The following is a 12766-nucleotide window of genomic DNA, read 5'->3' as shown; positions in this document are numbered from 1 at the left end:
TCAACCCTGTGCTGTTACCGGGTGACACGCCGTTTGGCGGGCAACGGGCGGACCATAACCTAGCGTGATCGATTATTTCGCCATTTTTCTGACCCATGGGCTGATCATGCTCGTGTGCTGGCGACTGCTTGCGCGCGAGGATCTGGACGATCCGTTCGCCGCGCCTCCGCCGGCGGAGAACAGCTCAGGCGCGCGCAAGCGCCGTACCCGCCAAAAGGGAAGTGGCGGCGATGTTTGACTTCCTTATCCTGGCATTCCTCGCCGTGCTCGTGGTGCTGGGCCTGCGCCGACCCTTCATCTGGGTGCTCGCCTATATGTATGTCGACATCGTCGTCCCGCAGCAGGTGGGATACGTGTTCCTGCCCGACCTCAAGATTTCGCTGATCACCTTCATCCTGGCCTTCGCCGGCTGGTTCATGTTCGACAACAAGAAGGGGACGCAGGTCTCGGCAAGGCAAGGCATCCTGCTGGCCTTCCTTCTCTGGTGCGGCTTCACCACCATGATTGCGCAGTTTCCCGAAAGCGCGGCCTCGAAATGGGCCTGGGTATGGAAATCGATGCTCTTCGCCCTGTTCCTGCCGTTGGTCCTGCGAACGCGGCTGCGGCTGGAGGCGGCCGTCTATGTCGCAGTCCTGTCGCTTGCGACCATCGTCATTTCGGGCGGCATCAAGACCCTGCTGACAGGCGGCGGTTACGGAGTTCTGGTTACGCTTTCGGCAAGCAATTCGGGGATTTACGAGGGCAGTACGCTGTCGACCGTGACCATCGCCTGCATCCCGCTGGTCTGGTGGCTCGCCATGCACGGGACGATCCTTCCGGCACGGACGAAGAGCGCGATCTTCCTGGCTGTCGCGCTTACGGGCGCATCGCTGCTGATCCCTATCGGTACACAGGCGAGGACGGGGCTCCTGTGCATAGCGTTTCTCGGCCTGCTCCTGCTGCGTTCCGTGCCGAACAAGTTCGCTTTCGGTGCAGCCGCAGGCCTCGCGGTGCTGATTTCCATCCCATTCCTGCCGCAGTCGTTCCAGGAACGCATGGGGACCATCACCAATTACCAGGCCGACCAGTCCGCTTCGACGCGCCTCCAGGTCTGGGACTGGACGCTCGACTATGTCGCGGAAAATCCCCTCGGCGGCGGTTTCGACGTCTACCTCGCCAATTCCTTTACCTACGAAACCGTCGAAACAATTCGCGAAGGCAATGTCGAACGCACGGAAAGGAGGGAGGTAACCGAATCCCGGCGCGCCTTCCATTCCAGCTATTTCGAAGTTCTGGGCGAACAGGGCATCTTCGGCTTCTTCCTGTGGATCCTCCTGCACGGCACGGGGCTCATCGCGATGGAGCGGCTGCGCAGGCGCGGCCGGGCTTCGGACGATCCGGAATTGCAGCGATGGGGAACGCTCGCCAATGCGCTCCAGCAGGTGCAACTTGTCTACCTGTTCGGTGCGCTGTTCGTAGGGGTGGCTTACCAGCCCTTCATCATGACCGTGCTTGCCATGCAGATGGCGCTGGCGGGACTGGTGGCGCAGGGCGACCGGCGCGAGAACCAGCGCGATCGCAAGAAACGCCTCGCTGCCCGCCGCGAGCGTGGGCGCGAAGTGGCTTCATCATAGCGGGTCTCTGCGCGACGCTTCACCGTCCGGCCCGTAGTCCCGCGATGCCGTAACGGCAGCTTTCCGGCGGTTGCACAGCCCCTCTCCATGCGCCATGAGTCCGCGCGCAAATGCGATGTGGAGTCGCGTAATTCAGCAAGTTTTCGAGGAGAGCGAGCAATGACCCCCCAGGACGTAGCAGCCAAGGTTGGCGAACAGGTCGGCACCAGCGAATGGGTCGAAATGAGCCAGGAGCGCATCAACCAGTTTGCCGATGCGACCGGTGACCACCAGTTCATCCACGTAAACGAGGAAGCGGCCAAGATGACGCCCTTCGGCGGCACCATTGCCCACGGCTTCCTGACGCTTTCGATGATCCCTTACCTCACCGCGAACAGCGATGTGCCGCGCGTCGACGGGATCAAGATGGCCGTCAATTACGGCGGCAACAAAACCCGCTTCATCAACCCGGTTCGCTCGGGCAAGAAGATCCGCGGCCACTGGAAGCTGCTCGAAATGACCGAGAAGCGCCCCGGCCAGTGGCAGCAGACCATGGAGATCACCATCGAGATCGAAGGCGAGGACAAGCCCGCCCTGATCTGCGAATGGATGACCATGTACTTCGTCTGATTTCTTTCCCCTCCCCGGGAGAAACAGACGTTCAACGACCAGATAGATTTAAGGAATGACCATGCGTGACGCAGTCATCGTTTCCACCGCCCGTACCGGTATGGGCAAAGCCTACAAGGGCGCTTTCAACTCCACGCCGGGCGCTACGCTCGGCTCCTATGCGCTGAAGCCCGCGATCGAGCGCGCTGGCATCGATGCCGGCGAAGTCGACGACGTGCTGTGGGGCGCCGCGCTCCAGCAAGGCGCGCAGGCCGGCAACCTCGCCCGCCAGGTCGCGCTGCGTGCCGGTTGTCCGATCGGCGTGTCGGGCATGACCATCGACCGCCAGTGCTCTTCGGGCCTGATGACCATCGCCACGGCTGCCAAGCAGGTCATCACCGACCGCATGCAGATCGTTGCGGCGGGCGGCCAGGAATCGATCAGCCTCGTGCAGACCAAGGAAATGCGGGTTGCCATGGACCCCGAACTGGTCGCGATGCACGGCGCAATCTACATGCCGATGCTCCAGACGGCGGAAACAGTCGCCCAGCGTTACGGCATCAGCCGCGAAGCGCAGGACGAGTACGCGCTGCAGAGCCAGCAGCGCACTGCTGCCGCACAGGACGCCGGTATATTCGACGACGAGATCGTCTCGGTCAGCACCACGCACAAGGTGATGAACAAGGAAACTGGCGAGGTTTCCGACGAAGACGTGACGATCGCCAAGGACGAAGGCAACCGCCCCTCGACCACGCTCGAAGGCCTCGCCTCGCTGCAGCCGGTCATGGGCCCGGGCACCACGATCACTGCCGGTAACGCCAGCCAGCTGTCCGACGGTTCGGCAGCGGTCGTCGTCATGGAAGCCAAGGAAGCCGAAAAGCGCGGCCTCAACCCGCTCGGCCGTTACATCGGCATGGCGGTTGCGGGCACCGAGCCCGACGAGATGGGCATTGGCCCGATCTTCGCGATCCCCAAGCTGCTCGAACGATTCGACATGAAGGTCGAGGACATCGATCTGTGGGAACTGAACGAAGCCTTCGCCGTGCAGGTCCTCTACTGTCGCGACAAGCTGGGCATCGACAACGACAAGCTCAACGTCAACGGCGGCTCGATCTCGATCGGCCACCCCTACGGTATGACCGGCGCGCGCTGCGTCGGCCACATCCTGCGCGAAGGCCAGCGCCGCAAGGCGAAATACGGCGTCGTCACCATGTGCGTCGGCGGCGGCATGGGCGCAGCGGGCCTGTTCGAGATTTTCTAACCCTTCTCATTACAGACGAAAGAAGGGCGGCGCCGCGCAAACGGTGCCGCCCTTTTTCTTTGCCGTTGACGGGTGGATCAGCGGACGCGGATATCGCCGATGCCATTGACCTCGCGCCTGGAGATGAGGCGCGCGCTGCGATAGCTGATGTCGCCCGTTCCATTCACGTCTGCCGATAGCTCTCCGACATCGCCTGCGCGGATATCGCCCGATCCGTTGATGGACGCGACCAGCCGGTCGACCGACCCGATCGCAACATCGCCGGACCCGTTAATTGCCGCATCGACCCGCGCCACGCGGACGGGGGCAAGGTCGATATCGCCCGAACCGCCGATGCGTGCACGAATATCGTCGACCGATCCGTCGACCTCGATATCTCCGCTGCCGCGGATCGACAGCGAGAGTGCGGGGGCATCCCAGCCTTCGAGGCGCACGTCGCCGCTGGCGTTGATCGTCACTTCCCGCAGGTCGGGTACCGAAAGGTAGGCAAGGATCGGTTTCTTAGCGCGGAAGCTGCCCTCTGTCGTCAGAGACAGCGTGTCCCCGTCCTTCCTCGCTTCGATCAGGCCGATGATGTTGTCTTCCGCGACGAGCCGGAGCGAGGGTGCACCCTGCCGGATCACGACATCCACAGGGCCGTCGATGGCCAGGGCACCGAAGGCCGGAATACGCCTGTTCTCTTCGACCACGACGCCCGATCCCACGATCTGCGTTTCGCCGCTCCGATAGACCGAGACCGAGGTGTTGTGCGAGGTGGTGGTGTGCGTTTGCGGCCCCGCATTCGCGCTGCTGCAAGCGGCGAGCGAAGTGGCCGCAAGGGTGGCGGCGATGGTGAATCTACGTGTCATCCTGTCCTCCCGATAGGTTGCGTTGACATTTGTAAACGATAGCCCCGCATCGCCGTGAGGGTCAATTCCCGCTCGTCGTTTGCACTTGGTCGTTGGACGAATGGGAAATCGAAGGCATACTGGCATTTATGGGAGTGATGGAAATCATCGGGATAGCCGGAAGCGTCAGCCTGCTGGCTGGCTGGCGTCTGTATTTGTCGATCTTCGCAACCGGGCTTGCGATGCGGCTGGATGCGATCCCCTTGCCCGAACATTTGCAGAGCCTCGATGTGCTGGCGAACCCGTGGATCATGGGGATCGCTGCGATTGCCGCCGTGGCCGAATTCTTCGCCGACAAGGTCATGTGGCTCGATAGCGCATGGGACGCGGTCCACACTTTCATCCGGCCTATTGGCGGCGCGCTGCTGGCACTCGCCATCGTCGATCCTTCCGATCCCGCGACGCAGGTCGTCGCTTTCCTCTTGGGCGGCGGGGCGGCGCTGACCGCGCATGCCGGCAAGGCGGGCGCCCGCGGCGTGGTCAATGCCAGCCCCGAGCCGGTGAGCAATGTCGCCGTCTCCACGGTGGAAGACGTGGCAACGGTCGGCCTGCTCTATCTTGCGTACGAATATCCCTACGCGGCAGGCGCAATCGCGCTGGTGCTGCTGGGCCTCACTGTCTGGCTGATCCTGACCGCCCGCAGGCTGATCCGCTCCTTCTTCGGTGCGGGTAAATCCGTCGACCCGCCTAGCGGCTGAGCAGGAACACCGCGAATTCGGCGCGCAGGTTCGCCGCGCCCGAAACCGGTTTCTCATTGGCGAAGAACCATTCATGCTCGATCCGCGCATCCTTCTCGCGTGCCAGTTCGCGGAAGTCTTTCACGGTCACATGGTGGATGTTCTGCGTCTCGTACCAGCTGACCGGGATCGAGCGGGTGACCGGCATGCGTCCGCCGAACATCAGCGCGCCGCGCGTGCGCCAATGGGCGAAATTGGGAAACGAGACGAAGGCCTGCTTGCCCACGCGCAGCAACTGGTCGAGCATGAGGTCGGGCCGCCGCGCGGTCTGCAGCGTCTGGCTTAGGACTGTGTAATCGAAGCCCTTGTCCGGATAATCCGCGAGCGCGCTGTCGGCATCGCCCTGCACCACCGAAAGCCCTTGCGCCACGCAGCGTTCGACGCAGCCGCCGTCGATTTCGATTCCGCGCGCATCGACGCTTTTGGTTGCGCGAAGCTCGGCCAGTAGGGCGCCGTCGCCGCAGCCGATATCGAGCACGCGGGTGCCCGGTTCGATCGCAGAGGCTATGGCGGCAAGGTCGGGGCGAAGGGCGCTCACTCGATAAATCCCTTTACCACGCGGTCGAGTGCGGGGACATCGAGCAGGAAGCTGTCGTGTCCATGAGGGGCTGACAATTCGACGAAGCTCACCGCCGCACCCGCAGCATTCAAAGCATGCACCACGTGGCGGCTTTCGGCTGTCGGGTAAAGCCAGTCGCTGTCGAAACTGACGAGGCAGAAGCGCGCCTCGGTCCCGGCAAATGCATTGGCGAGCTTGCCCCCGTGCTCTTCCGCCAAATCGAAATAGTCCATCGCCCGCGTAATATAGAGATAGGAATTGGCGTCGAACCGCCGCGTGAAACCGCTGCCCTGGTAGCGCAGATAGCTTTCGACCTGGAAATCGGCATCGAAGCCGAAGCTCTTGGTGTCGCGATCCTGCAGATTGCGCCCGAACTTGCCGGTCAGCGCTTCCTCGGAAAGATAGGTGATGTGCGCGGCCATGCGGGCGACGGCAAGGCCGCTGTCGGGCTGGCTCTCCTGCGCGTAATAATCGCCCTGGTGCCAATTGGGATCGGCCATGACGGCTTGTCGGCCGAGTTCGTGGAAGGCGATGTTCTGCGCCGAATGACGGCTGGTCGATGCGATCACGAGCACGCGTTCGGCCCGGTCCGGCCAGTTGGCGGCAAGGCTCAGCGCCTGCATCCCGCCCATCGATCCGCCGACCACCGCGTGCAGCTTTTCGATGCCGAGCCCGTCGAGCAGTGCGACGAGGCCGCGCACCATGTCGCGGATCGTGATAACGGGAAAGCGCATAGCATAAGGCTTGCCGTCGAGCGCTTCGCTCGCCGGGCCGGTCGAGCCCATGCAGCTGCCGACGACGTTGGCGCAGACCACGAAATAGCGATCCGTGTCGATGGGCTTTCCGGGTCCGACCATGCGCTCCCACCAGCCGGGCTTGCCGGTTACCGGATGGGTCGATGCGACATACTGGTCGCCGGTCAGCGCGTGGCAGAGCAGGATCGCGTTCGAACCATCACCGGCCAGCGTCCCATAGGTCTCAAATGCAATCTCGGCACCGTGCAACTCGCCCCCGCCGTCGAGCGGCAGTGGATCGGTCAATTGCAAAACTTGGGACGCCCCGGCCATTCCTTGGCCTCTACAGCCAAGGCAGGTGCTTGTCGAAGGGCCGTTTTTCTTTCATGCGAACAAGCCGCAATGACAGACACAGCCGACAGCGCCGCCCGCCCGACAATAAAGCCCTGGATCGAGGGCATCCATGCCTATGTGCCGGGCAAGTCGAAAGGCAGCGACGGGCGCGAGCTGGTCAAGCTTTCGGCCAATGAGAACCCGCACGGCTGCAGCCCGCTCGCGCTTCAAGCGCTGAGCGATATCGGCAATCCGGCACTTTATCCCGATCCCGACAGCACTGCCCTGCGCGAAGCACTTGGCGCGGCCCACGGAATCGATGCGTCGCGCATCGTGTGCGGGGCAGGATCCGGAGAGCTGCTGCATGGCGCGGTCCAGGCCTATGCGGGCCCGGGCGACGAGGTCGTGTGCGCGCGCTACTCATTTTCGCTCTACCCGCTGCTCGCGGCAAAGGTGGGCGCAGAGATCGTTTACGCAGATGATGATGATCATGCGCCCAGCGTCGATGCCCTGCTGGCCGCGGTAACCGACAAGACCCGCGTGGTCCTCCTCGACAATCCGAACAATCCGGTCGGCACATGGCTTGATCGTGGCGAGGTCGCGCGGCTCCACGATGGCCTGCCGCGCGATGTGCTGCTGGTGATCGACCATGCCTATGTCGAATACCTGGCCTCCGGCCTCGACGATGGCGGGATGGAGCTGGCGGCGCAGCATGACAACGTTCTCGTCACGCGGACTTTTTCCAAGGCTTTCGGCCTTGCGGGGGAGCGCATCGGCTGGGCCACCGGGGCGCCGGAAATCGTCGGCGCGCTCAACCGCCTGCGCGGCGCTTTCAATGTCACGGCGGCTGGGCAACGCGCGGCTCTGGCAGCAGTCGGCGACATGGCTTTCGTCCGCAAGTCCTGCGAAGAAAATCTGGCCGCGCGCGATGCTTTCGAGCGCCAGATAGCGGCGCTCGGCAATCACGGCCTCAGGGCCAAGCCGAGCGAGGCGAATTTCGTGCTCGTCCTGTTCGAAGGCGCGCTGAGCGCAGATGCCGCATTGGAGGCATTGGCCGAAGGGGGATATGCCGTACGGCACTTGCCCTCACAGGGCCTTCCTCATGCGCTGAGGATCACTATCGGCACGCGCGAGCAGATGGGCGAGATCGCCGCCATCCTCGCCAAGGCGTGTGAGGCTGCGGCGTGACTATAGAGCGCGTCGCCATCATCGGTCTTGGCCTCATCGGCGGGTCGATCGGACTGGCTGCGGGCAAGATGGCCCCGCATATCGCCACCACGGGATGGGATGCCGATCCCGATGTCCGAGTGCGTGCCGCTGAGCGGGGGCTGGTGGGTGCGGTATGCGAAACGGCCAGCGATGCGGTTGCGGATGCCGATCTGGTGGTGCTGTGTGTGCCCGTCGGCGCGATGGAAAAAGCCGCGCGCGCGATCTCGGGTGCGCTGAAGGCGGGCGCAATCGTCAGCGACGTGGGCTCCTCCAAGGCGAGCGTTGCGGCGGCCCTTGCCAAAGCTCTCCCGGATGCCACGGTCATTCCTGCGCACCCTGTCGCCGGCACGGAGAAAAGCGGTCCGGAAGCAGGGTTTGCCGAACTGTTCCGGCATCGCTGGTGCATCGTCACGCCGCCAGAAAATGCCCCCGAAGAGGCTGTCGCCGACCTCGCCGTGTTCTGGGAAGCGCTTGGCGCGAAGGTAGAGATCATGGATGCCGCGCACCATGACCTCGTCCTCGCCGTGACGAGCCACATTCCCCACCTCATTGCCTACACCATCGTGGGCACCGCCTCGGACCTGGAGGATGTGACGCGGGGTGAGGTCATCAAATACTCCGCAGGCGGCTTCCGCGATTTCACCCGCATCGCCGCGTCGAACCCCGTCATGTGGCGCGACGTATTCCTGTCGAACCGCGATGCAGTGCTCGAAGTGCTGGGGCGTTTCACCGAAGACCTCACCGCGCTCCAGCGCGCGATCCGCAATGGCGATGGCGATACGCTGCACGACCTGTTCGACCGAACACGCACGATCCGCCGGTCGATCATCGAAGAGGGGCAGGACGACGCACGGCCGGACTTCGGCCGGTCGGATCACTGATCAGTCGTTGAGCGCGTTGATCGCGTCGAGGACCCGTGCTTCCACTTCGTCGCGCGGCAGGCCTGCAGGGATCGTCTCGCCGAACCGATAGGTGATCGTGCCCTTCTTCTTGAGGCCGCGATGATACAGCGGACCGCTGTTCACCGCGACCGGCACGACGGGCAGGCCGATCATCTTGTATATCCCGGCAAAGCCCGATTGCAGCCGCCGCCGCTCACCATGCGGGACGCGTGTCCCTTCCGGGAAGATAACCAGCGGGCGACCGTCGGCAGAGCGCGACTTCGCCGAACGGATCATTGTCATCAGGGCCTTCGCGCCCTGTTCGCGTGCAACGAAAATCAGCCCATAGGCGGCCGCCGCGCGGCCCCATCCGGGAATGCCGTGGAGTTCCTTCTTTGCGAATACGGCCGGGCTGTCGAACAGTGTCGGCGCGTCGATGGCCTCGAAGAAACTCTCGTGCTTGACCGCGTAAAGCGCCGGTTCGCCGACTGGGCTGCCCTCGATGACAAGCTCGATCCCTAGGAAGGTCTGCATGCACCAGCGCTGCCACCCGCTCCAATCCTCCACCCGCCTGCGAAATGCAGGTTTCGAGAAGGGCACGCTGGCGAGCGCTGCGGCAGTGATGAAGATCGAGCCGAAGTAGAACGCCAGGTAGAACGCGATATTGCGCAGGACTATCATCGGATCAGACCGGCAGCCCCTGCGAAATTTCGGACGCCAGGAGCTTGTTGTATTCGAGGAACAGCGTCTGCAGATCCGGGTGGGATGGCACTGCGTCCCTGACTAGCCTGGTTTCGGCAGGCAGCACCCCGGCAACTTCGGAATAGGCGCGGGCCATGTGCCAGTCGGTGGTCACGAGGCGGGCAGAGGTAAATTCCTTCTCCTCCATCCACTGCGCGACTTCACCGGCATTGCTGCGCGTGTCGACGGCGAGGTAGCCCAGCGTCACGCAGCAATCCATCGCCCGGCGCGAGACATCGAATTGCGCCGCGAATTCGGCTTCCTTCACCTCGGGATCGACTCCGGAAACGAACAGTTCGCGGGCCTGCCCCTCGGCCACGACTTCGAGGCCGCGGGCGATACGGCCCGGTCCGCCGGTCAGCACGATGACGGCATCGGTCTCCACTTCCTTCGCAGGCGAGGGCAGGGTCACCGAAAAGGCGACAAAACCGAAGGTGTAGAGCAGCACGAGGGCGGCGACGAAGCGAAGGATCACAGCAATTTCCGCAAGGATGCGAGGACGGTCATGCGTGCCGTGTAGACTGCAATGGCGACGGCGAAAAGCGGCACCATGGCCAATATGACCCAATCCACCGCGGACAGTGACCCGCCTGCAACCATCCCCGAATCGAGCGCCGCGAAACGTCCGGCCAGAATGACGATCGCGCCGGTACCCAGAACGAGCCCAAGCAGCCCCCCGACCAACGCGTCGAGCAGGATCGAGCGCTGGAAAACGCTGGCGATCTGGGCATCGCTTCCGCCGAGAAGGTGGACTATCTCTATCGTGTCCCGGTTGCCGCCCAAGGCATTGCGGGCAGCCAGCCAGACGGCGGCGACGCCGGCAAAGGCAAGTAGCACGATCAGCGCGACCGCCATGACCTGCAGCGTTCTGAGTGCATCGAGCACCGGGGCAAGCCAGGTCTCCTGGCTGTCGATCCGGGCCGAAGGGGCATAGGCCGCTATCCGCGTTTCAAGTTCCTCCAGCGCGGCGTCGTCGACTTCGCGGGCCAGTTGCAGGTCGATGAGCGCGGGCAGGGGGACCGCCTCTACCGCTTCACCGGAACCGAGCCACGGTTCGAGCAACTCGGCCACTTCGCTTTCGGGGACCATGCGCAGGTCGGTCACTGCCGGATCTTCGCGTAGCAAGGCTGCTATCCGCCGTGCCTGCTCGGCACGCAGGCCGTCGTCCGCCTCGATAATCTGGATCGTAGCGCTGCCCGCCAGTTCGCCGCGCGCGCTGGCGGCCAGATTGGACAGGGCCAGTGCGCCCCCCGCCGCGAGGACAGTAAGGGCGACCATGATGGCGATGACCCACGGCACCGGACCGCCGAGCCGGGTGCGCGGCAACAGGCTGGCCGCGCGGCGTCCGCGAAACGGGGCAAGGCCCCTATCCACGGTGCGTCCGATCGTGGGCGGTTTTTTCGTCATGCCTCCACCCCGCTGGGCGATCGTTTGGGAGGATAGCGCAGCGCACCGGTCGGGTCGGACAGCGTGCCCTTGTCGAGCCGCATGATGAGACTTTCGGGCACTTTGCGGATGAGCTGGTAATCGTGAGTCGCGACCACTACGGTTGTGCCGAGGCGGTTGAGCGCCTCGAACAGGCGGATCAGCTTGAGTGCCATTTCGGGATCGACGTTGCCGGTAGGTTCGTCGGCGACCAGGATCTCGGGCCTGGCAATGACGGCGCGCGCGATGGCTACGCGCTGCTGTTCGCCGCCCGATAGCGTTGCAGGCCGTGCATCGGCACGGTGGCCGAGGCCTACCCACTCCAGCATGTCGTTGACCGGGCCGGTCAGATCGTTTTCGCGCACACCCGACACGCGCAGCGGCAAGGCCACGTTGTCGAAAGCGGACAGGTGGTCGACCAGCCGGAAGTCCTGGAACACCACGCCCATCCGGCGGCGCAGCCCGGGCAGATCGCCCCGCGGCATGGTGATCACATCTGTGCCGAACATGCGCATTCCCCCGCGCGAGGGTCGCTGGGCGAGATAGAGCAGTTTCAGGAGCGAAGTCTTGCCGGCCCCGCTGGCGCCGGTGAGGAAATAGAACCGACCCGGAAACAGCGTGAAAGAAATATTCGACAGCACCTCGCGCTCGGTGCCGTAACGCAATCCGACGTTGTCGAACTGCACAATTGCGCTTTCGTTCGCGCTCATCGGCCTGGTTTCGCCGAGAAAAAGAGGTGATTTAGGGCCGACATCGTCCAATTGGGGCCTATAACCGCCCTTCGATGTGGAAAAAAGCCGCTTGGGCCTTTCACGCACAGATGCGCAGCTTGTCGCGATTCACCCCAATGCGTAAGGCTTTCATCCACCATGATTATCGCCTGTCCCGCCTGTAGCACGCGTTATGTCGTTCCGGACAACGCCATCGGTGTGGATGGACGCACCGTCCGCTGCGCCAAATGCAAGCATTCCTGGTTCCAGGACGGCGCCGATGTAGCGGGCGTGCAGGCGAGCGAAGCTGCGGCGGCGCCACCGCCAGCACCGCCACCAGCCGCTTCTGCCCCGCGACCGGCCGGGGAAGCCGGTGCCGAGGCCAAGCCGGGCTTTACCTTCAACGAAGATGAGGCCGATGCGCCTGTCGGAGACGAAGACGAGCAGGACGCGCCCGATTTCGATGAAGCCCCGCCTCCGTCCTACGACCGGCAAGAAACTGCCCCGCCGGTTTATGCCGACGATGATGAAGACGACTTCGTTTCGCGCTTCGATCATTCGCCGCCTTTCCGTCCGCGCCGCAACATGATGAAACTGTGGACCTGGGCTGCGGCGATCTTTGCGGTTCTGGCACTGGGGGCGGTGGTCGCGATCACGCAATTCGGAACGCCGTCCTGGTGGCCGGTCGACAAGCCGACCTTCGGCCAGGCGCAACCGGATCTCGAATTGCGCTTCCCTCCCGAAGCACAAAGCTGGCGCGAACTTGAGAACAAGACCTACCTCTTTTCCGCCCGCATCGAGGTTGAAAACACCTCCCGCGAAAGCCGTGACCTTCCGCCGATCCAGATCGTCATGCTGAATGAGCGCGAAGACCAGGTCTTCACCTGGATAGTCCAGCCGCCGCAGCCGACCCTGGCGCCGGGCGAGACGGTGACGATCGACGAGGCCAGCACGCAGGTGCCGCGCAATGCGGTCTATGCCGACGTGGGTTGGGCGCCGCTTTAGAGTTTGCATGAACAAGGTGCTTGCGGGGGCGCAATCTCGCTGCTAGTGGCGCGCTCCTACCGGCGGTAGCACGCCTCCTGCGC

15 protein-coding genes are annotated in these 12766 nt (G+C 63.8%); 8 read left to right on the top strand and 7 right to left on the bottom strand.

The window, feature by feature from the left end:
* Positions 1–64 precede the first annotated feature (64 nt).
* The 4 genes from CVE41_RS14605 to CVE41_RS06675 all read left to right on the top strand — a co-directional run bounded on the left by CVE41_RS14605 (position 65) and on the right by CVE41_RS06675 (position 3462).
* Positions 65–238, top strand: a complete 174-nt coding sequence (locus CVE41_RS14605; RefSeq protein WP_157799433.1) for a hypothetical protein — start codon at positions 65–67, stop codon at positions 236–238.
* A complete protein-coding gene (locus CVE41_RS06685; RefSeq protein WP_100259956.1) occupies positions 231–1613 on the top strand; it encodes a putative O-glycosylation ligase, exosortase A system-associated in 1383 nt (460 codons plus the stop codon). Before CVE41_RS14605 ends, CVE41_RS06685 begins: the two co-directional genes overlap by 8 nt.
* Before the next feature lie 159 nt (positions 1614–1772).
* Positions 1773–2222 carry a MaoC family dehydratase gene (locus CVE41_RS06680; RefSeq protein WP_090476800.1) on the top strand — a complete coding sequence of 150 codons (450 nt, stop codon included), beginning with the start codon at positions 1773–1775 and terminating at the stop codon, positions 2220–2222.
* 61 nt (positions 2223–2283) lie between these two features.
* The gene (locus CVE41_RS06675; protein WP_100261403.1) at positions 2284–3462 is read left to right on the top strand and encodes an acetyl-CoA C-acyltransferase; all 1179 of its coding nucleotides are present in this window, start codon (positions 2284–2286) and stop codon (positions 3460–3462) included.
* Between the two features lie 77 nt (positions 3463–3539).
* Here the strand turns inward: CVE41_RS06675 and CVE41_RS06670 are convergent, their stop codons facing one another.
* Entirely contained in the window at positions 3540–4310 is a 771-nt protein-coding gene (locus tag CVE41_RS06670) for a head GIN domain-containing protein (RefSeq protein WP_157799432.1), read from the bottom strand.
* A 128-nt stretch (positions 4311–4438) separates the two neighbouring features.
* On the opposite strand from CVE41_RS06670, the gene CVE41_RS06665 reads away from it, so the two are divergent.
* Positions 4439–5047 (top strand): DUF4126 domain-containing protein, encoded by a 609-nt coding sequence (locus CVE41_RS06665; RefSeq protein WP_100259954.1) that lies wholly within the window; start codon positions 4439–4441, stop codon positions 5045–5047.
* On the opposite strand, the gene metW is transcribed toward CVE41_RS06665, so the two are convergent.
* The gene (gene metW / locus CVE41_RS06660) at positions 5037–5624 is read right to left on the bottom strand and encodes a methionine biosynthesis protein MetW (RefSeq protein WP_100259953.1); all 588 of its coding nucleotides are present in this window, start codon (positions 5622–5624) and stop codon (positions 5037–5039) included. The two genes, CVE41_RS06665 and metW, sit on opposite strands and share 11 nt — an antisense overlap.
* On the bottom strand, positions 5621–6712 hold the full coding sequence (metX, locus tag CVE41_RS06655; RefSeq protein ID WP_100259952.1) for a homoserine O-acetyltransferase MetX: 1092 nt from the start codon (positions 6710–6712) through the stop codon (positions 5621–5623). The genes metW and metX overlap by 4 nt, the downstream gene beginning before the upstream one ends.
* 69 nt (positions 6713–6781) lie before the next feature.
* Between metX and CVE41_RS06650 the strand changes: the two genes are divergently transcribed.
* Together CVE41_RS06650 and CVE41_RS06645 are read left to right on the top strand one after the other, a co-directional pair.
* Positions 6782–7900, top strand: a complete 1119-nt coding sequence (locus CVE41_RS06650; protein ID WP_100259951.1) for a pyridoxal phosphate-dependent aminotransferase — start codon at positions 6782–6784, stop codon at positions 7898–7900.
* Positions 7897–8802, top strand: a complete 906-nt coding sequence (locus CVE41_RS06645; RefSeq protein WP_100259950.1) for a prephenate/arogenate dehydrogenase family protein — start codon at positions 7897–7899, stop codon at positions 8800–8802. Before CVE41_RS06650 ends, CVE41_RS06645 begins: the two co-directional genes overlap by 4 nt.
* Here the strand turns inward: CVE41_RS06645 and CVE41_RS06640 are convergent, their stop codons facing one another.
* From CVE41_RS06640 to ftsE, 4 genes are read right to left on the bottom strand one after another with little or no spacing between them, the layout of a single operon-like run.
* Entirely contained in the window at positions 8803–9483 is a 681-nt protein-coding gene (locus CVE41_RS06640) for a lysophospholipid acyltransferase family protein (RefSeq protein ID WP_100259949.1), read from the bottom strand.
* A gap of 4 nt (positions 9484–9487) precedes the next feature.
* Positions 9488–10018: a YdcF family protein gene (locus CVE41_RS06635; protein WP_100259948.1), complete on the bottom strand. Its 531-nt coding sequence runs from the start codon at positions 10016–10018 to the stop codon at positions 9488–9490.
* Entirely contained in the window at positions 10015–10950 is a 936-nt protein-coding gene (locus CVE41_RS06630) for a cell division protein FtsX (protein WP_100259947.1), read from the bottom strand. The genes CVE41_RS06635 and CVE41_RS06630 overlap by 4 nt, the downstream gene beginning before the upstream one ends.
* Entirely contained in the window at positions 10947–11678 is a 732-nt protein-coding gene (gene ftsE, locus CVE41_RS06625) for a cell division ATP-binding protein FtsE (RefSeq protein ID WP_100261402.1), read from the bottom strand. Before ftsE ends, CVE41_RS06630 begins: the two co-directional genes overlap by 4 nt.
* A gap of 159 nt (positions 11679–11837) precedes the next feature.
* Between ftsE and CVE41_RS06620 the strand changes: the two genes are divergently transcribed.
* Positions 11838–12683, top strand: a complete 846-nt coding sequence (locus CVE41_RS06620) for a zinc-ribbon domain-containing protein (RefSeq protein WP_100259946.1) — start codon at positions 11838–11840, stop codon at positions 12681–12683.
* Positions 12684–12766 lie beyond the last annotated feature (83 nt).

The organism is Qipengyuania seohaensis, from assembly GCF_002795865.1.
Lineage (GTDB): Bacteria > Pseudomonadota > Alphaproteobacteria > Sphingomonadales > Sphingomonadaceae > Qipengyuania > Qipengyuania seohaensis.
Note: the sequence above shows the minus strand (reverse complement) of the source record. Positions and strands in the feature narration are given on the sequence as shown.